Genomic DNA, 19,981 nt, shown 5'->3' with positions numbered 1-19,981 from the left:
GCTATCTAGTTTTCAAGGAACAAGTCTACTATTTGATTAGTATTAATCATTAGTAGATGTGTTGGTGGAGCCTAGCGGGATCGAACCGCTGACCTCCTGCGTGCAAGGCAGGCGCTCTCCCAGCTGAGCTAAGGCCCCAGGATCTTTTATGGTGGGCCTGAGTGGACTCGAACCACCGACCTCACGCTTATCAGGCGTGCGCTCTAACCAGCTGAGCTACAGGCCCACAAAAGAAAAGTAAATACCCCGACATAGCCATTAGCCGGAGGTGTTTCTTAAAAGAGACTTGCTCTTCTTCAAAACTTACCTTTTCAGTTGAAAGAAGTAAATCATTCTTTCAAAACTAAACGAAACGCTCATGTAAGGTTGGTAACGTAAGTTACCTTCGTAATTCTCCATAGAAAGGAGGTGATCCAGCCGCACCTTCCGATACGGCTACCTTGTTACGACTTCACCCCAATCATTTGTCCCACCTTCGGCGGCTGGCTCCATAAAGGTTACCCCACCGACTTCGGGTGTTACAAACTCTCGTGGTGTGACGGGCGGTGTGTACAAGGCCCGGGAACGTATTCACCGCGGCATGCTGATCCACGATTACTAGCAATTCCGGCTTCATGCAGGCGAGTTGCAGCCTGCAATCCGAACTGAGAACGGCTTTATGGGATTCGCTTCACCTCGCGGTGTTGCTGCCCTTTGTACCGTCCATTGTAGCACGTGTGTAGCCCAGGTCATAAGGGGCATGATGATTTGACGTCATCCCCACCTTCCTCCGGTTTGTCACCGGCAGTCACCTTAGAGTGCCCAACTAAATGCTGGCAACTAAGATCAAGGGTTGCGCTCGTTGCGGGACTTAACCCAACATCTCACGACACGAGCTGACGACAACCATGCACCACCTGTCACTCTGTCCCCCGAAGGGGAACGTCCTGTCTCCAGGATTGTCAGAGGATGTCAAGACCTGGTAAGGTTCTTCGCGTTGCTTCGAATTAAACCACATGCTCCACTGCTTGTGCGGGCCCCCGTCAATTCCTTTGAGTTTCAACCTTGCGGTCGTACTCCCCAGGCGGAGTGCTTAATGTGTTAACTTCAGCACTGAGGGTGGAACCCCCCAACACCTAGCACTCATCGTTTACGGCGTGGACTACCAGGGTATCTAATCCTGTTTGCTCCCCACGCTTTCGCGCCTCAGCGTCAGTTACAGACCAGAGAGCCGCCTTCGCCACTGGTGTTCCTCCACATATCTACGCATTTCACCGCTACACGTGGAATTCCACTCTCCTCTTCTGCACTCAAGTCCTCCAGTTTCCAATGACCCTCCACGGTTGAGCCGTGGGCTTTCACATCAGACTTAAAAGACCGCCTGCGCGCGCTTTACGCCCAATAATTCCGGACAACGCTTGCCACCTACGTATTACCGCGGCTGCTGGCACGTAGTTAGCCGTGGCTTTCTGGTTAGGTACCGTCAAGGTACCGCCCTATTCGAACGGTACTTGTTCTTCCCTAACAACAGAGCTTTACGACCCGAAGGCCTTCGTCACTCACGCGGCGTTGCTCCGTCAGACTTTCGTCCATTGCGGAAGATTCCCTACTGCTGCCTCCCGTAGGAGTCTGGGCCGTGTCTCAGTCCCAGTGTGGCCGATCACCCTCTCAGGTCGGCTACGCATCGTCGCCTTGGTAAGCCATTACCTTACCAACTAGCTAATGCGCCGCGGGCCCATCCTGCAGTGTTAGCTCGAAAGCCAACTTTCAACATTGCACCATGCGGTGCGATGTATTACCCGGTATTAGCTCCGGTTTCCCGGAGTTATCCCAGTCTGCAGGGTAGGTTGCCCACGTGTTACTCACCCGTCCGCCGCTAAGATCAGGGAGCAAGCTCCCATCTCTTCGCTCGACTTGCATGTATTAGGCACGCCGCCAGCGTTCGTCCTGAGCCAGGATCAAACTCTCCGATAGAAAGCTTAATCTAGCTTTAAAACAATGTTTTGTTTCCGTAGAAACAACTACTTACATGGCGTTTCGTTCAGTTTTCAAAGATCGATTTGTTTCTTTCGTTGTCGTTTTCAGCGACCCAACTAATATACCATGTTGTTTCGTTTGATGTCAACAACTAATTTGAAATGTTTTATTTAGTGTTACCTGCTTGTTTTAGCGGCAACGTTATTTATAATACATGAAGTGCGAAATGATGTCAATCACTTTTTTTCATGCGTTTGTTGTTGTTTTCTTAACAACGTTCTCTACTTTATCAGTAAAGAATGATATGGTCAATAGTATTTTTCAAATTAATTAAATCAATATGACATAGCTTGCTTAGAGAGACACATTATTATTAGTAGATATTCAAGTCTAATTGACGCCCTTTAATGAAGCTTCTTTTTAACGGAGATTATGAAGAACTATGTTTAAGGTTAAACAAACGTTTAATTAACCTTTTAGCCAATAAAATGAATTTCCTCGTCTCACTCTACTTTAGCAACAGAAAAGTACTATCTCACTTCAATTACGAAATTTGTTCTCACCTTAATAATGGAACAAACCGAAGAGTATCGCTACATAACAAAAAGCAGCCGATTTCTCGACTGCTCCAAAACGAACTATGCTAAAAACACGAAATATGCGATAAATACAAAGAACAAACCATACATGATTGGATGAATATTCTTCCCCTCACCTTTTACGACCATAGTGATCGGGTACATTACAAATCCTAACGCAATCCCTGTTGCAATACTGTATGTTAATGGCATTGCAACAATTGTTAAGAATGCTGGAACCGCAATCTCAAATCGTTTCCACTCAATGTTACCGAGTACGCTCACCATCAGGACACCGACTATAATCAAGACTGGTGCTGTAACTGAAGGTGTGACCACTGCTAGTAACGGAGAGAAGAATAGTGCTAACAAGAAAAATCCTGCTGTTACAACAGATGTAAAACCAGTTCGACCACCTGCCGCTACTCCTGATGAAGATTCAATGTAGGCTGTAGTTGTTGACGTACCAAGTACAGCCCCAAGAACAGTTGCAGATGAATCAGCAAACAATGCTTTCCCTGCTCTTGGAAGTTTGTTGTCTTTCATTATGCCTGCCTGCGTCGCAACAGCTATTAAAGTACCCGCTGTGTCGAAGAAATCGACGAATAAGAACGTGAGAACCACGACAAGCATGTCAATTGTAAACAAATCACCAAGGTGACCCAAAGCAACGCCGAAAGTTGGTTCAAGAGTTGGTACGCTACCCACAATCCCGCTTGGAATCGGCACCTGGTTAAAGATCATACCTACGATGGCTGTAATCACCATTCCGTAGAAAATACCGCCCGTTACGTTACGAACCATTAAGATAACAGTAATAATTAATCCGAAGACTGCAAGTAACGTCGGACCGGCGAGAAGATTACCTAGTTGAACAAGTGTAGAATCATTGTTTTGAACAATTCCTGCGCTTTGAAGACCGATAAATGCTATAAAAAGTCCAATCCCGCTCGCTGCCGCGTATTTTAATTCCATCGGAATCGCGTTGATGATCATTTCTCTAACTTTAAAAATGGTAATAATAATAAAGATAATTCCTGAAACAAGTACCCCTGCAAGTGCTGTTTCCCACGGTACGCCCATAACGGTGACAACAGAATAGGTGAAGAACGCATTCAATCCCATTCCTGGCGCCAGAGCGATTGGATATCCCGCTAGAACACCCATAATTAAAGTACCGAGCGCAGCAGCAAGTGCTGTGGCAGTAAAGACAGCTCCTTGATCCATTCCTGCATCGGCCAAAACAGCCGGATTCACAAATAGAATGTAAGCCATTGATAAGAACGTCGTTAATCCAGCAATAGTTTCTTTTCTATATGTTGTATTATGCTCATGAAAACGAAAAAAACGATCCATTTCTTTAAGTCCCCCTTATTCCCCTTCATCCATCTTTCTAACGGTTAGTAACCATTCTTTATTCTTGATTCATTTAGGTTAACTATTCATAAAAAGAAAAAAGCTCCGGGTTCTCTACCCGGAGCGGACTAATAGGAAAAGAGAAGGTTCTCCACGAGTCGCTACATGAGCAAGACGTTTCAATACTTTCTCTATTTCCTTCGTAGTCAGGTTATTTACGGTAACCTGGTAGAGACTTTCGGGCCTTATTCCCGATGTTATACGATGGATGGTCGTTCTATTTATTTACTTTTGTAGTGTATCAGCTTTCTCACAAGCCGTCAATACAAAACACGAACATTTTATCTATTTATTTATATTTCGTTCGTGTTTACTCCCACTCAATTGTAGCGGGCGGCTTAGAAGTAATGTCATACACAACGCGGTTAACGTGATCCACTTCGTTAACAATTCTTGTAGAGATAACTTCAAGGACTTCAAATGGGATACGCGCCCAGTCAGATGTCATGCCATCGATTGATGTTACAGCACGAACACCAATTGTGTAGTCATACGTTCTCGCATCACCCATAACACCAACACTACGGAAATCAGGAAGCGCGGTGAAATATTGCCAGATATCACGATCAAGCCCTGCTTTTTTAATTTCGTCACGAAGAATCGCGTCAGATTCACGTACAACTTTTAACTTTTCTTCTGTCACTTCTCCGATCACACGGATACCAAGACCCGGCCCCGGGAACGGCTGTCTCCATACAATTTCGTCTGGAAGACCAAGCTCTGTACCTACTTTACGAACTTCATCTTTGAAAAGCATATTTAAAGGCTCAATCAAATCGAGCTTCATATCTTCAGGCAGACCGCCTACGTTGTGGTGGGACTTGATGGTTTGAGCAGTCGCTGTTCCACTCTCAACGATATCTGTGTAAAGTGTTCCTTGTGCTAAGAAGGACATGTCTTCAAGCTTTTCAGACTCTTCCTCAAAAACATAGATAAACTCGTTACCAATGATTTTTCGTTTCTTCTCTGGATCAGTTACACCTTTAAGCTTTGTAAGAAAACGATCAGCAGCGTCAATTTTGATCAAATTCATATCGAAGCCTTCACCAAATGTTTTCATTACGCTGTCTGCTTCGCCTTTGCGAAGAAGACCATGATCGACAAACATACATGTTAGCTGGTCACCGATGGCCCTATGAATGAGGGCGGCAACTACAGAAGAGTCAACTCCACCACTAAGGGCGCATAGAACTTTTTTATGCCCAACGGCTTCACGGATTTCATTAATTTGCTCATCGATGAAGTTTTCCATTGACCAGTTACCATCACACTCACACACTTTATAAACAAAGTTTTTCAATAGTTCATTGCCGTGCTCAGTGTGACGAACTTCCGGGTGGAACTGAACGCCATATAGGTGGCGAGAAGCATCGCTCATTGCCGCAACTGGACAAGATGGGTTTGTTGCGGCCACTTCAAATCCTTCAGGTGGAGCTTTAACAAGATCACCGTGACTCATCCATACAGATTGTTCTTCTGGTAGACCATCATATAATGGGGATTTGTCCTTGATTGTCAGCATCGCCTTACCATACTCACGGTGTTTCGCCGCTTCTACACTTCCACCAAAGTGATGTGTCATTAGCTGCATGCCGTAACAGATGCCAAGAACCGGAATGCCAAGCTCGAAAATTTCTTCATCGCAGCGCGGCGCGTCTTCACCATATACGCTGTTCGGACCACCTGAGAAGATAATTCCCTTTGGATTAATTTTCTTTACTTCTTCAGCAGTAATCGTGTTCGGGTGCAATTCACTAAACACACCAAGGTCACGAATACGTCTAGCAATTAGTTGATTGTACTGTCCACCGAAATCGAGGACAATAATGGATTCCTGTTCTTCTAACATCTAATTCCCTCACTTCTATTTAGTCTCTAGTAGCATTGCCGAAATCGAATCGAAAAACAGGGGATTAACAAGCTTTTCGATCTCTTTCATCCAAGGTCATATAAAAAAAGCCAGAACCCTGCCATGGTACAAAGGCAGAATCCTGGCTTATACTAGGAGTATCTGCCTTCATAGTCAGATCATTTACGGTGATCCGGTAGAGACTTCTGGGCCTTATTCCCAGGGATATACGAAGGTTACAACTTGTTGTTCAAACTATGGATTCATTCTATCAACCGTCTATACAGCGGTCAAGATTGCATCTTTTTAATTAAATTTTCCCATAATTCCTTCATTTCATTCCAACCATCACTGTTCGCTTTTCCACGATAGTAATTTTCTTCGTAGCGACGTGTTAATTCCTTCATATCCTCTGTTTGAAGCTTGCTGTCAACTTGAACAGCATATTCCCGCAAAGTCTGATTTTCCCCTCGCTTAATGCCATGTAAGTCTAACAACCATAGCAGTCGAAAATACGCTTCAGATAGCACCTTTCCGTCATCTCGTTTCTTATACCTTGAAATAACCAACCGCTTCAACCATTTCTTATAATTCTTAAATACGACGTATCCAAGTAACAACAGAATAAGCACAAGCACAACGGTATACCACACTGTCCATTCAAACGATACAGATGATGAACCTGATGATGCCTGTTCCTCTGGTGTTTGTTCCTGCTGCTGCGCCTGCTCTTCTTCAGTTTGTGCAGGATCAGGTGCTTCAGAATTTGTCGCTTCATCATCACTATAATCGCTAACAAAATCAGCCTGGTTAGTGAAGCCTCGAGTTGGTTCAAAAGGAACCCACCCCACTTCCGGGAAGTATGCCTCAACCCACGAGTGTGCGTTGTTATTTGTTACTTCATACTCTCGATAGTCTCCAGCAGCTGCCACAAATTCTCCCTCGGTAAATCCTTTGACCCATCTTGCTGGAATCCCGAGACTTCTTAAAAGAACGGTCATCGAACTAGAGAAATTATCGCAATAACCTAGCTGCGTTTCAAAAAGAAATTGATCGACATAATCATCATTATCCCCAGGAACGGCAACGTCCATTGTTTCATATACAAAACCATTCCCTACGAAGTAATTTTCGATCGCTCTCGCCTTATCATAAGGATTTTCTTCTTCTACCGTAATTTCTTCAGCAAGATCACCGACTCTCTCAGGAAGGGACTCCGGTAATTGAAGGTACGTATTTGCCAACCGATCTGGATAGTTAACAGGTGCTTCTCGTAACATCTTTTCAGAAAAGGTAGGTGATTCGTAATCTAGCTTATAATTATCTAGCACAATAGACTCACCAAGATTTTGTGTAAACACTTTTCCAGTCAGAGGATTTTCCAGTAGTTGAACTTCTGCGCCCGTTTCGATGTTTGTTACTTGTCCTGGATGGACAATAAAATCAAATTCCTCATTCCCAGTCATATTCATCTTCATATCAAAGGCTTCTAACTCAACACCATCTTCAAATAATGTTTCTGTGCTACCTTCAAAAATAACTCGATCTTGTACGGAAGATTCCCAACCTTTTCCGGTATACACATCTTTCGTTTCAACACGCCAGTACCCTCTACCTTGAATTTGTGCAGTAAAGATAGGAGTATCGTCCATGACGAAGGGGCCGCCAAGTTGTGAGTCATCTTCTCCGTATCCAATCTTACTAATTCCGTTTCCATTTCTTCCTTCTCCGTCACCATCTCCAGTCGTTTTCTTCAGGAAAGGTACCGGATCCGGCCATTGCGGCTCAGCCTTCGGAGCGATATAACCGAATATAGAAGAAAAAGCAATAACAACAACTAGTGGCATAAGCCAATAGACTGGGAAGCGACCCTTTGAAAAAATAACTCCCTCTTGTTCTTGAATTCGCAGAATTTGAAGAAGACCTAGTAATACAAAACCAATGATCACAATACGAATAATCGCATTATCCGCTTGATAAGTTGTAAAGGTATCAATAACCGAAATGTAAACGATCGTCACTAATAGAAATAAGAAAATCCGTCTTGTTTGAATTAACCAGTATTGCATTAAATAACTTATAAGCCAGAGCAATATGAAAAACAAGAAGGTTCGAAATACATTTGACAAACGAACAAAACTACCATCAAATAGAAAACCGACGTTCTGTGAAAAGTCTGATAGAAAGTAATCTACCCACAGAAATTCAAAGAACGGTCCCGGAAAAAACATGGCATGTAGAGCATATACTAACGCCACTCCTTTAATCGGGAAAGATAGCCAAAAAGGTAGCTGAAAATAAGATAGCAAAAATAAAAATGCCGTAAACAGAATAAAAATTTCTGTTTGACCTGTATCTGAAATGATCGAAAGAGGTCGTAGCCATTCCCAGAACAGAAGAAAACCCAATCCATAGAGGAGAAGCGCGTAAAGCCAATCTGTTTTTTCATTACCTTGTTGCACGCTTCCCACCCCCTTTTATTTCCTCATTAAACGAATCTCCCGCAATCACGTGTGCTTTAACACCGTATAGAGTAAGCTGATTAAGCTCAGCCTGTTGCGCTAACGTAATGTGCTCAGTGACATAAAAGAATTCCACTTGAACCTTTCGTGCAACAAGCTCTTTTAACGTAGAAGTGAATGCCCCATCAAGCGAAGGACTAATGATCATAACACCTGTTCCAGCAGGGAAATGATGAGCCTCTCTTTTAACAACTGTATCAAACGTTGTCATCCCATTAGCTTGAACTCGTGCGAGATGATGAAATACTCTCCTTCGTTGTGCTCTTCCACCATTAATATTCAGAACAGAATGATCTTTTCCCGAGGAAACAAGGCCGATCATCGCATTCTGCTTTAAAGCAGCGTTTGTCACGGAAGCAGCTAGTCTTACACCCTTCTCGAATATAGGCGAAGCTACACGACCATAGTGATCGGTCTCTCGATCGAGGAAGACCATATAATCCTGGCTAATTTGTTGTTCAAATTGCTTGGTTAATAGTTTCGAACCACGCGCGGTTGCTTTCCAATCAATCCATGACAATTTATCTCCTGGTACATAATCTCGAACACTAACCGCCGTAGAATAATCTAAATCTGCTTTACGTGGAGAAGGTCTCGTCCCAGAGAGCTGCTGATTATAGGGAGACCACGATATTTCTTGATATTGCGGTAGAACATAAACCGCTTGATCGTTCTCTATCATATTCTCATGTTGGACGAATCCAAAGAGGTCCCCCGTTCGACAGCGTAGTTTCTTAAAATGGTATTCTCCTCTCGGAATTGGCTTGATTGTATACCGATAAGTTAACTCTTTTTTGAACATGGGAAGAAGCAAGGCAAGTGAACGTTTTTGATACCTTGAGGAGGCTTCTCTAGCAAACGGAGCTAACCGATCAGGAAGCATATCTTCAACAACTAAATAAAAAAGAGGAAAGTGACTTTTCCGCTCTATCTGGATCGTAACAGTTAACTCCTGTCCATCTGTTAATTCTGTATGACTGATCAATCGCGTCATCTTGATTGCGCTCAAGGGATAGAAAATAAGAAGGATAGAATAGATAACGAAAGGTAAAAAACTATAGAACAAGAACCAGCTCACAAAACCTCCCTGAAACATCGCATACGAAAAAGTAATCAGGAAAAGCAGTGCTAAAAAGAAAAACTTTAACACTCTGTTATTCGCTAGCTTCTCTCTCATTTCACTTTCTCTTCCTTTTGAAGAGGAACTCTTACACGATGAAGAATCTCCTTAATAATCTCCTCAGGCTTCTGTCCTTCAAACGCAGCCTCTGATTTAAGAATGATGCGATGGGATAATACAAAAGGAGCTAAGAATTTCACATCGTCAGGTAGTACATAATCGCGATTGCGCATGAACGCATACGCCTGACACGCTTTCATTAGTGATAGTGACCCGCGTGGACTAGCTCCAAGATAAATCGATGAGTTATTTCTCGTTCTACTCACGATATCGATAATGTATTGTTTAACAGACCCTTCAACAAACACAGCTTTCACCTTTTTCTGTATCTCAAGAAGGTCTTCCAGCTCAAGGGCCGTCCCAATCGAGTCAATTGGATGCGCGTGTTCCGTACGATTCAATACTTCAAGTTCTTCTTCAGGAGATGGATAGCCCATACGTAACTTCAATAAAAAGCGATCAAGCTGAGCTTCCGGCAGAGGATACGTTCCCTCGTATTCAATCGGATTCTGTGTCGCCATAACAAAAAACGGCTGTGGAAGAATGTGCGTTTCTCCATCAACCGTTACATTCCCCTCTTCCATTCCTTCTAGAAGGGCCGATTGTGTTTTAGGTGACGTTCTGTTAATTTCATCTGCCAAAATAATATTGCCTAATAACGGTCCTTTACGAAATTCGAATTTCATCTCACGTTGATTAAAAATGGATACACCTGTTAAATCAGACGGAAGTAAGTCTGGTGTGAATTGAATTCGATTAAACTTTGCACCTACTGATTTTGCAAGAGCACGAACCATCATCGTTTTACCAACACCCGGTACATCCTCCAGAAGGACATGACTTCCAGCAAGCAGCGCAACCAGGCTTAATTCTGTTACATCTCGCTTACCAACCATCACCTTCTCAATATTTTCAATCACTTGTTTGACAGCCGGGTGGTACGCATCAAATTGATACGATGAACTCATAGCTGATTCCTCCAATAGTCATTCTCAAAATTTTTATTTTAAAAACAGGCCTCTTTACCTATCAATTTTCCAACAAATTAGCAAGAGTAAATGTCTGAATACTCATAACCTTATTGTAACAAAAAATACTTTAGGCACGTTAATAAGAAGCGAGTTTTCCTATAATTTCATTATTGATCCAAATAAAGATATGACTAGCTACATCGCAAATCGTTTCATACTGGATGAAAAAGGGAATACAATTTTCAGACGAAAACACCAAAAGAATCCTGAATCTTCAAACCATTATAATGAGGTGAGTACATAAGATTACGCTATGCCTCTCGTCCCACTCGTCTAAAACGAAAAGGAGGAAATTAAATGGTAGGTAATCGCGGTGTCGTTTATACAGGTGCAGGTCGTGTAGAAGTTCAGGATATTAGCTTTCCGGATTTAGTTCTTCGTGAGGGGCCAGGCGTTCCCAAGAGTAATGCCGGCCGTAAATGTGAACATGGAGTAATCTTGAAGAATATCGTGACGAATATATGCGGGAGCGATCAGCATATGGTGCGCGGTCGCACGACCGCTCCTTCTGGTTTAGTTCTCGGCCATGAAATTACCGGAGAAGTGATTGAGGTTGGACGAGATGTTGAATTTATTAAAAAAGGAGATATTGTCTCTGTTCCATTCAATGTTGCTTGCGGTCGATGCAAAATGTGTAAGCGTCAGGACACCCATATTTGTCAAAACGTAAACCCTGAACGTCCGGGCGCAGCTTACGGATACGTTGATATGGGCGGCTGGGTTGGTGGCCAGTCCGAATATGTGATGGTTCCTTATGCAGACTTTCAATTACTAGCCTTTCCCGATAAAGAGAAAGCGATGGAGAAAATCCTCGACTTAACAATGCTATCGGATATTTTTCCTACCGGCTACCACGGAGCGATTAGTGCAGGAGTAACGACAGGGTCCATTGTGTATGTCGCTGGAGCAGGACCAGTTGGACTCGCTGCAGCCCATTCTGCTCAGTTGCTTGGTGCTGCGGTTGTCATTGTTGGAGATTTAAAAGAAGAACGTCTCGCTCAAGCAAGGAGTTTCGGGTGTGAAACAATTAATCTAAAAGAACACAACGATCCCGGCGAACAAATCGAACAAATACTCGGTATACCTGAAGTGGATTGTGCGATCGATGCAGTTGGTTTCGAAGCTTATGGTCATGGAACAGATAACGAAGAGCAGCCGGCAATTGTGCTAAATACGATGATGGATGTTGTAGAAGCTGGAGGAAAGATGGGGATTCCAGGGTTATATGTAACAGAGGACCCTGGAGCAGATGACAAAGATGCCAAGCAAGGCTCACTTAAAGTAAGATTTGGACTTGGCTGGTCAAAAGCCCACCATTTTGTTACAGGACAAACACCTGTCATGCAGTATCACCGTCAATTAATGATGGCGATTTTAAATGGAAAAGCGGATATCGCGAAAGCTGTAAATGCAACCGTTATCAGTCTTGATGAAGCTCCTCAAGGGTATAATGAGTTTGATAGTGGTGTATCAAAAAAGTTTGTCATTGATCCACATGGGATGTTAAGAAGGTAAATCAAAAAGAAGCCAATCCTTATCGCTAGGATTGACTTCTTTTTTTAAGTTATATACTACTAATGCGAAACTAATAAATACGGAAGGTGGTTTAAATGTCAGTTATTCTTAGACGAATTTATGGAGAAGATCACCCGCTTGAAGGGAAGCGTATTCTAATTGACCGCGTATGGCCGAGAGGCATTTCAAAAGAAAAAGCCAACTTAAATGAATGGATGAAGGAAATCGCACCAAGTTCTTCGTTACGAAAATGGTTTGATCATGATCCTGATAAGTTTGAAGACTTTAAGAAAGCATATCAAGAAGAAATCAATGGAAGTAAGACAGCACAGACGAAATTACAAGAACTAAAGAAAATGGCTACAAACGAAAGACTTGTTCTTTTATTTGGGGCAAAGGATATGGAGCATAATCATGCGGTAGTGTTAAAAGAAATAATTGAAGGTTGAACAAGGATTTTCACTTATTCCACTAAAAAAGAGAGGATCTAATCCTCTCTTCCTTCATTCTATTCCATTATACTAGTTCACGATCCCAGTGACGATGCGTTGCAATAGCTTCACTGAACTCTTTCACGAATGTATTCATATCTTTACCAGTGACTACTCCTGGTTGACCTACTAAGTCGTTATTCTCTAGCCACTTCATCCCTTCATGCGTTCCACCGATCGGTTTAAAGTGTGAGAATGCTTCATTGATAAAGTAATTAGCGGATTGATAGAATCCTTTGCTTTCCTGATTTCCACCAACCGCATAAATAGCATCAAATAAAACGGATTCGCTTGTAAGGAACGTATGATCAATTTCAGCCTCGGCTCCGTCAGTGGCTTTTTTTACACCACGCTTGTCACTAATGAGCTCAGGCTTAATGCCTTTTTCTTTAAGCCCATTAAGCACTTGTATGAGTTCTTCTCCATTAAATCCATCGTCTACAATGACACCTACTTTTCTAGTATCCGCAGTAAACGTTGTATTTAGTTGGCTAAGCGCAGGTGATGTCTTCGTGATATCTGATCCACCTTTTGTAGGTTCTTTAGCTCCAACATTCTGAGCAACGGTTTGAGCAAGGTCAAGATTGATATTCGAAAGCATATCGACCACTTGTTGCTGAACTGACTTACTCTTTAGCTTGCCGAGCTCAAAGCTAAAGGCATTCTTAATATGTTCTTTCTCCACATCACTCATGCTGTTATAGAAAAGAACCGCTTGAGAGAAATGGTCTTTAAAACTTTCACTGCGTGCGCGAACCTTATGACCTTCTACTTTCTCCTGATAATGAACGTAGCCACCCTCTTCTTCTGTAGCCGGTTCTGGCTGATTATCAGCAAGAGAATTTTTGTGATAGCTTACCTGGCCTTTGTTAATTGTTTGGCGCATAAAGCCATCACGCTGATTATTAAAGAACGGGCAAACAGGTCGATTAATCGGTAATTCATGATAATTCGCACTTCCAAAACGGTTGATTTGTGTATCTGTATAAGAGAACAAGCGCCCTTGAAGTAGCGGGTCATTGGAAAAGTCGATGCCTTTTACGACATTACCAGGATGGAAAGCAACCTGTTCGTTTTCAGCAAATACGTTCTCAACATTTCGGTTTAATGTCATTTTCCCAACGATTTTGACAGGGATATCTTCTTCAGGCCAAATCTTAGTTGGATCAAGAACGTCAAAGTCAAAGTTGAATTCATCTTCTTCTTTGATAATTTGCACGCCTAGTTCCCACTCAGGGTAGTTACCATTTTCAATAGACTCATATAAGTCGCCGCGGTGGAAATCAGCATCTTTACCTGAGATTTTTTGCGCTTCATCCCACACGAGTGAGTGTACGCCCAACTTTGGTTTCCAGTGAAACTTAATAAACCGCGCTTCTCCTTTTGCATTCACAAACCGGAATGTATGAACACCAAAACCTTCCATCATACGTAGGCTTCGAGGGATCGCTCTGTCTGACATTGCCCATAGCGCCATATGTGCTGATTCTTGATTGTTAGCAATAAAGTCCCAGAACGTATCATGAGCAGAGGCAGCTTGCGGCATACCATTATGAGGTTCAGGTTTGACCGCATGAATTAAGTCAGGGAATTTAATGGCATCTTGAATGAAAAAGACTGGCATGTTATTCCCAACTAAATCGTAGTTCCCTTCATCTGTATAGAAACGCGTTGAGAATCCTCTCACATCTCGAACCGTTTCAGAAGAACCTTTTGAACCTGCCACCGTTGAAAACCGAACAAATACTGGCGTTTTTCTGGAAGGATCTTTTAAGAATTCTGCATCCGTATACTCTTCCAATGAATCATATACTTCAAATTCACCGTGAGCGGAAAATCCTCTTGCGTGTACGACACGTTCAGGTATACGCTCATGGTCGAAATGCGTCATTTTTTCTCTGAAATGAAAGTCTTCCATCAAAGTTGGACCGCGTTCACCAGCTTTAAGAGAAAATTCATCTTCCGAAACTTTTAGACCCTGGTTTGTCGTCATTTTCCCTTTATCATTTGTGCTATATTGTTCTAACTGTTCTTTTTTCTTATTGTCCTCGCTCACAGTAATACCTCCCGCTAATATATGTAAAATCGTATATATAGTGGTTCCCTCAATAAAATAAGATCAAACCTTATATTTAGATAATTAGGTATTCGTTACTGCGCTCCCCTTTATTAATGTCAATGATTTATGAACCCATAATCGCATTAATCTACATTTCTCAATTCATGATATTTCACATAGACGAAGCAAGCATACAGCACAACTAGAAACGCACCGCCTGACATGATATGTTGAATGCCAATACCTGCTGAGAGAAGAAGGGAAGTCATCGCATAGCTAACAGGAATAAGCCCCATTGAAGCTAAAGACAGCAAACCCATTACTCGCCCTAGCACTTTCTCTTGGATCAATGACTGAATTGCAGAAAATAAAGGGATGTTACTTCCAGAAAGACACGCCCCAAAAATAACGAGCATGACAATACTCATCCACAGCTCTGTCGAGAAACTCAGACCTATAAAAGCACAACCAGAAATGATTAATGCAAGCAAAGCTACTTTTCCTCGTCCTTTCGTTAGATTAAGAATACCGATTACTACTGCCCCAATTAACATTCCAATCGCCGCCCCGGCTTCCATTAAACTGAAAGCAAATGCATCTCCATTTAAGACTGTTTTCACAAAAAGAGGTAGCCCCATGGAAAGTGGTCCAACGAGAAATAGATTCATAAAGACCGTTGTTAGTACAACTACTACCAGAATCCTAGACTCTTTCACATAAAGAAAACCTTCTTTAAAAGTTTCAAAAAAAGTTTGGTCTTGATTCCCCTGCTCTGTTTCTTGTTTTGGGATTTTCATCAAATAAATCAATACGCTTCCAAGAAAAAGCATTAGCGCTGTTACAGCGAAGACGATTTCATAGCTTCCAAAAGCAATAAGTAATCCTGCGAGCATAGGTGCAATAATAAACGATGCCTGGTTAGTCATTTGAATAATTGAATTGCCTCGAGTCAGATTTTCTTTTCGAATAATCGATGGGATCACAGCGCTCTCTGCTGCCCAGAAAAAAGCATCTAAAATTCCAAAGAAGAAGGCAACTCCAACAAATGTCCAAAGAGTGATATCTCCAAATATAAACCAGAGTACTAAACCACTAAGAAGGACCCCTCTTGAAAAATCAGATAAGAACATGATCTTCGTCTTACTCATGCGATCCGCTACCGTGCCACTTATCACCATAAATACTAGTCTTGGAATACTTGAAGCAATGTAAATGAGTCCGAGTGAAGCTTCAAGATTTAAAACATTCACCACGTACCAGCTCTCAGCAAAAAGAAAGAAGGAAATGCCAAAGCTTGATAAAAACGCTGCCGCCCATAAAAGAAGGAAATTTTTATTTTTAAATATGGAGTCAATCTTGTCTGATTTTACATCCGGCATTCTTTCCATAACATTTTCTTTCATCGCCATTACTAACACCCCTGCTGTTTTGATACTTTAAGTGTAGCGAATCATAGAAATCTAGACGATGACCCTCAGTTTGATAAGTACTCCGTCTTAAGACTGATTTAGAAAATATTGTCTATTCACAAACAAAAAAACATTCCAAAGGCTCATCACCTAGAGAATGCTTTCAATTGCAATACGGAGCTACCGGCCGAAAGGGGTAGGATGAATGACATCATGCCGTTAATATCACGTGATTGAGATAAGACCCTACCTCTATATCTGACCTTACATACTGTAAGCTTTCTTACCACGAACTTTCGTTATAAATCATCACAAATCGTCAACCAGTATATACGTCGCTTTCACCGGCCCGTGCACACCGACAATTAAATTCATTTCAATATCGGCACTGTTACTTGGTCCAGTCACAAAGCTTACACAGGAGGAAACAGGATTTCCTTTCTTTTCTTCTTCATGAATCAATTGACTCGCTTGCGTCATTCGAGGTACGAGCGTACTCTTTGGAACAATGGCAATGAACGTTTCCGGAAGCAAGCTAATCGAACGACCGTTATAGCGATCGTTAAACAGCGTGACGGTTCCGGATTCGGCCAGTGTAATATCACTGAACACAATCCCGGCTCCCGCCTGTTCTGCAAAAGTAACATTTTCTCGTCCTTTGTTCTCATCCCAAAGGTGAATATCATAGCCTTCAGATTGAAGTTCTGCGTACACGGTACTCAAGTGAGTTGCATCATTCCTCGCCCCTGCTGCACCAACAACTTTGGTTACACTATAGTCGTTAAGTACTGTCCGTAACGTTTCTCCAAGAGTTTCTAAGGTCGTACTCGTAAAAGAAGTATGAATGACTTTACACTGTTCTTCCAATTTCCCGACTAGCTCATCTTGCGTTGCACCTTGAAAAACACGCTCCTGCGGATGAACAGAATAAACAGGCGATTCCACTTTCGTTCTCCGCGTTCGACCCAGTTGCTCAGCGACGTTGTCCAAAAACGCTTCCCGGTTATGAATAGCCATTAATGATCACTCCTCTGCTCTCGTTGTCGATACCAATCCCGGAAACGCTCCTTCGATGGCGCAGGGAAATCGCGTTGTTCCGTCCAGCCTTTCATCGGACCTGGACCTTTTTCGATATATTCGTCTTTTGTCCAGGGCTTTAGCGTCGTTCTAGCCATTTTCGTCGACAATTTATAGGCCGCTGGTGTGGAGGCCCATTTAGCGAAACCCATCATCATCATTTTCTCTGCTTTGGTCGTCATTTTTTCGCGTTCTACGATGATTTCTCGGTGTCTGATTAAATGCTCATGAAGAGGAATTTTAACAGGGCATGCTTCGGTACATGCAGCACATAAGGTCGAAGCATACGGGAGATCTTTGTGATCCTCGTATCCATCCAGCAGAGGGGTTAATACAGCTCCAATCGGTCCTGGATAAATCGATCCATACGAATGCCCACCAACATGACGATAAACCGGACACGCGTTAATACACGCAGCACAGCGAATACAATGAAGAGCCGATTGAAACTCAGTTCCTAGTATTTTCGAACGCCCATTGTCTACAATGACAAGATGAAAATCTTCCGGGCCATCTACTTCATCTTCGAGGCGCGTTCCAGTTAATGCTGTAATATAGCTCGTAAGTTTTTGACCAACAGCTGCACGAGTCAACAAACTAACAACGACTTCTAAGTCCTCCCAAGTTGGCACTATTCGCTCCATGCCCATGACTGAGATTTGGGTGTCAGGTAGAGACGTGACCATCCTCGCATTTCCTTCATTCGTAACAAGCGTAATTGCTCCAGATTCCGCAACCGCAAAGTTGCATCCCGTAACCCCAATATCTGCTTCTAGAAAGTCCTGACGCAATTGCTCTCGTGCAAATGCGGCTAGCTCAACGGGATCATCCGAACCGGTATATCCCTTCATCTTCATAAACGTTTCGCGAATTTGCTCTTTGTTTTTATGAAGCGCTGGCGTCACAATATGAGATGGTGGGTCTTCATCCAATTGTAAAATCCACTCACCAAGGTCCGATTCGACAACTTCACACCCGCTCTTTTCTAGCGCTTCATTCAAACCAATTTCTTCTGTCACCATTGATTTTGATTTAACTACTTTTTTTGCTTGTTTTTTCTTCGCAATCTCCTGAATATACTCGTTCGCTTCTTCCGCAGTCTTAGCAAAAAAGACGGTCCCACCTCGGTTTTCCACCTGCTCACTCAATTGACGCAAATAATAATCCAGATTTTCCATCGTATGAGAACGAATCTCTTCACCAAGGGTTCTCCAATCTTCCCAATCACCAAGTTCTTCTGCTGCTTTTAATCGCCCCGAACGGAAGCGACCTTGAGCTCCAGAAACAGCTTTTCTCATAAAGGAATTACTAAGACCATCTTGGATACGATCACCATAAGATTTTTGACCAATTTTAATACTCATTTTATCCCTCCTTATTGAGCGTTCAGTACTTGTGCAATATGAAGAAACTTTACTTCCTGTCCGTTTCTACGCAAACGACCACCCATGTTCATCAAGCACCCCATGTCTCCACCAATTAAATAATCCGCTTGCGTCTCTCCAATATGCTCCGCTTTCTCTTGCACCATCTCTCCAGATATCAAAGAATTTTTGACAGCGAATGTACCTCCAAATCCACAACAATCCTCTTTCAGTGGCAGATCAATAAGATTTAGTCCTTCTACATTTTCCAATAAAATTCTCGGAGCATCCTTCACACCCAATAAACGAGTCATATGACAAGAAGGATGATATGTTGCCGTTCCAGTAAACGTTGAACCAACGTCTTTTACATTTAGCACTTCAACTATAAATTGTGTTAACTCATATGTTTTGCCTGCCAACTTACGTGCTCTTTCAGCCCACTCCGGTTCATCAGCTAACACTTTCGGATATTCTTTAATCATATGGACGCATGAACCTGAAGGTCCAACGACATATTCAGATTGTTCAAATGCCTTGATCATTTGTTTCAACCCTTTAATCGACTCGCTTTTGTATCCGCTGTTATAAGCTGGTTGTCCACAGCACGTCTGTCCAGCTGGAAAGTCCACTTCACATCCAAAGCGCTCTAACAATTCCACCGTATCCTTCCCTACATCAGGCGTGAACGTGTCACATAAACAAGTAATAAATAACGAAACCTTCATAATAATACCTCCTATTTTAAACATAAGGTCATCTGATGACTATGATAAATAAAAAAGGAAACTGCTAATATCAGATCCCTTATTTTATAAAGTGGGCTAGTGAATCTTCCACATTGTTAAGATGTGCTAACATCGCCTCTCGTGCTTTTTCCTCATTACGAGATTCAATCGCATCTAATATTCTTTCATGTTCCTGTAACAAACGTTCTGTGCCTTCCGGCGTATGCAGTAATTTTCGCGTTTCTCGCATCGCTTGTATCATAATTTCAGAAACACTATTCATTAAGTTAATCAGCATTTGGTTGTGACTCGCATTAACCAGAGCCATATGAAACGCTAAGTCTGCCTGATCACCAATCTCCCCACTACCTTTTGCCTCTTCCATCTTCCTAAGGGCGTCCTTCATAGGAGACAAATCTTCTTCTTGATGTGAGGAAGCTGCTGATCCCGCTGCGCCGACCTCTAGAATCTTCCGCACTTCCAATAATTCTTTTAGATCTTCTGATTTCATCAAAAATGCTACGGATACTGGAAGCGAAAAACGCGAAGCATCAAAGGACTTCACATACGTCCCTTCCCCCTGTCGCATTTCAAGAATTCCCATTGCTCGAAGCGCACTTAAAGATTCTCGTATAGCAGACCTTCCAACATTGAAGTTCTTTGCCAACACTTCTACGCTATCGAGTTTATCTCCTGACTTTAAGCTGCCACTTTTTAACGATTCGAGTAGAGAATCTGCAACTTGTTCATAGATCTTTTTCGATCGAATCGGTTTATATTCCACCATTCTTCCTCCAACTTCCCAT

The 19,981-nt window shown here is 42.4% G+C and carries 13 protein-coding genes, 2 tRNA genes, 1 rRNA gene and 2 riboswitches; of the genes, 2 read left to right on the top strand and 14 right to left on the bottom strand.

Annotation, left to right across the window (positions count from 1 at the left end):
- Nucleotides 1-62: 62 nt before the first annotated feature.
- From AC0VYV_RS01700 to AC0VYV_RS01665, 8 genes are all read right to left on the bottom strand, one after another.
- Nucleotides 63-138: transfer RNA gene (locus tag AC0VYV_RS01700), tRNA-Ala, on the bottom strand.
- An 11-nt stretch (nt 139-149) separates the two neighbouring features.
- Nucleotides 150-226: transfer RNA gene (locus AC0VYV_RS01695), tRNA-Ile, on the bottom strand.
- A 175-nt stretch (nt 227-401) separates the two neighbouring features.
- Nucleotides 402-1,953, bottom strand: a 16S ribosomal RNA gene (locus AC0VYV_RS01690).
- A 641-nt stretch (nt 1,954-2,594) separates the two neighbouring features.
- On the bottom strand, nt 2,595-3,890 hold the full coding sequence (locus AC0VYV_RS01685; protein WP_475373206.1) for an NCS2 family permease: 1,296 nt from the start codon (nt 3,888-3,890) through the stop codon (nt 2,595-2,597).
- 183 nt (nt 3,891-4,073) lie between these two features.
- Nucleotides 4,074-4,175, bottom strand: a riboswitch (purine riboswitch).
- Between the two features lie 85 nt (nt 4,176-4,260).
- A complete protein-coding gene (gene guaA / locus AC0VYV_RS01680) occupies nt 4,261-5,799 on the bottom strand; it encodes a glutamine-hydrolyzing GMP synthase (protein WP_283153160.1) in 1,539 nt (512 codons plus the stop codon).
- A gap of 151 nt (nt 5,800-5,950) precedes the next feature.
- A riboswitch (purine riboswitch) is annotated at nt 5,951-6,052 on the bottom strand.
- Between the two features lie 37 nt (nt 6,053-6,089).
- Complete coding sequence (locus tag AC0VYV_RS01675; RefSeq protein WP_475374384.1) at nt 6,090-8,261, bottom strand: transglutaminase TgpA family protein; 2,172 nt, start codon at nt 8,259-8,261, stop codon at nt 6,090-6,092.
- Nucleotides 8,248-9,498 (bottom strand): DUF58 domain-containing protein, encoded by a 1,251-nt coding sequence (locus AC0VYV_RS01670; RefSeq protein WP_475374383.1) that lies wholly within the window; start codon nt 9,496-9,498, stop codon nt 8,248-8,250. Before AC0VYV_RS01670 ends, AC0VYV_RS01675 begins: the two co-directional genes overlap by 14 nt.
- The gene (locus tag AC0VYV_RS01665; RefSeq protein ID WP_430243556.1) at nt 9,495-10,469 is read right to left on the bottom strand and encodes an AAA family ATPase; all 975 of its coding nucleotides are present in this window, start codon (nt 10,467-10,469) and stop codon (nt 9,495-9,497) included. The genes AC0VYV_RS01670 and AC0VYV_RS01665 overlap by 4 nt, the downstream gene beginning before the upstream one ends.
- A 360-nt stretch (nt 10,470-10,829) precedes the next feature.
- Between AC0VYV_RS01665 and fdhA the strand changes: the two genes are divergently transcribed.
- Nucleotides 10,830-12,047, top strand: coding sequence for a formaldehyde dehydrogenase, glutathione-independent (gene fdhA / locus AC0VYV_RS01660; RefSeq protein WP_475374382.1), 1,218 nt, complete (start codon nt 10,830-10,832; stop codon nt 12,045-12,047).
- A gap of 95 nt (nt 12,048-12,142) precedes the next feature.
- Nucleotides 12,143-12,496, top strand: coding sequence for a DUF488 domain-containing protein (locus tag AC0VYV_RS01655; RefSeq protein WP_475373204.1), 354 nt, complete (start codon nt 12,143-12,145; stop codon nt 12,494-12,496).
- 67 nt (nt 12,497-12,563) lie between these two features.
- Here AC0VYV_RS01655 and AC0VYV_RS01650 read toward each other — a convergent pair whose 3' ends face one another.
- From AC0VYV_RS01650 to AC0VYV_RS01625, 6 genes are all read right to left on the bottom strand, one after another.
- On the bottom strand, nt 12,564-14,594 hold the full coding sequence (locus tag AC0VYV_RS01650; protein WP_475373203.1) for a catalase: 2,031 nt from the start codon (nt 14,592-14,594) through the stop codon (nt 12,564-12,566).
- A 146-nt stretch (nt 14,595-14,740) separates the two neighbouring features.
- Entirely contained in the window at nt 14,741-16,006 is a 1,266-nt protein-coding gene (locus AC0VYV_RS01645; RefSeq protein WP_475373202.1) for an MFS transporter, read from the bottom strand.
- A 309-nt stretch (nt 16,007-16,315) separates the two neighbouring features.
- Nucleotides 16,316-17,023, bottom strand: a complete 708-nt coding sequence (locus AC0VYV_RS01640) for a LutC/YkgG family protein (RefSeq protein WP_430243547.1) — start codon at nt 17,021-17,023, stop codon at nt 16,316-16,318.
- Nucleotides 17,023-18,447 carry a LutB/LldF family L-lactate oxidation iron-sulfur protein gene (locus AC0VYV_RS01635; protein WP_475373201.1) on the bottom strand — a complete coding sequence of 475 codons (1,425 nt, stop codon included), beginning with the start codon at nt 18,445-18,447 and terminating at the stop codon, nt 17,023-17,025. Before AC0VYV_RS01635 ends, AC0VYV_RS01640 begins: the two co-directional genes overlap by 1 nt.
- An 11-nt stretch (nt 18,448-18,458) precedes the next feature.
- Nucleotides 18,459-19,175, bottom strand: a complete 717-nt coding sequence (locus AC0VYV_RS01630; protein ID WP_430243543.1) for a (Fe-S)-binding protein — start codon at nt 19,173-19,175, stop codon at nt 18,459-18,461.
- Nucleotides 19,176-19,254: 79 nt separating this feature from the next.
- The gene (locus AC0VYV_RS01625; protein WP_242057451.1) at nt 19,255-19,959 is read right to left on the bottom strand and encodes a FadR/GntR family transcriptional regulator; all 705 of its coding nucleotides are present in this window, start codon (nt 19,957-19,959) and stop codon (nt 19,255-19,257) included.
- Between the last annotated feature and the right edge of the window lie 22 nt (nt 19,960-19,981).

It is taken from the genome of Anaerobacillus sp. QJM3NY_17 (genome assembly GCF_056173665.1).
The sequence above is the reverse complement of the archived record's forward strand: the minus strand, read 5'-3'. Positions and strand labels throughout refer to the sequence as shown.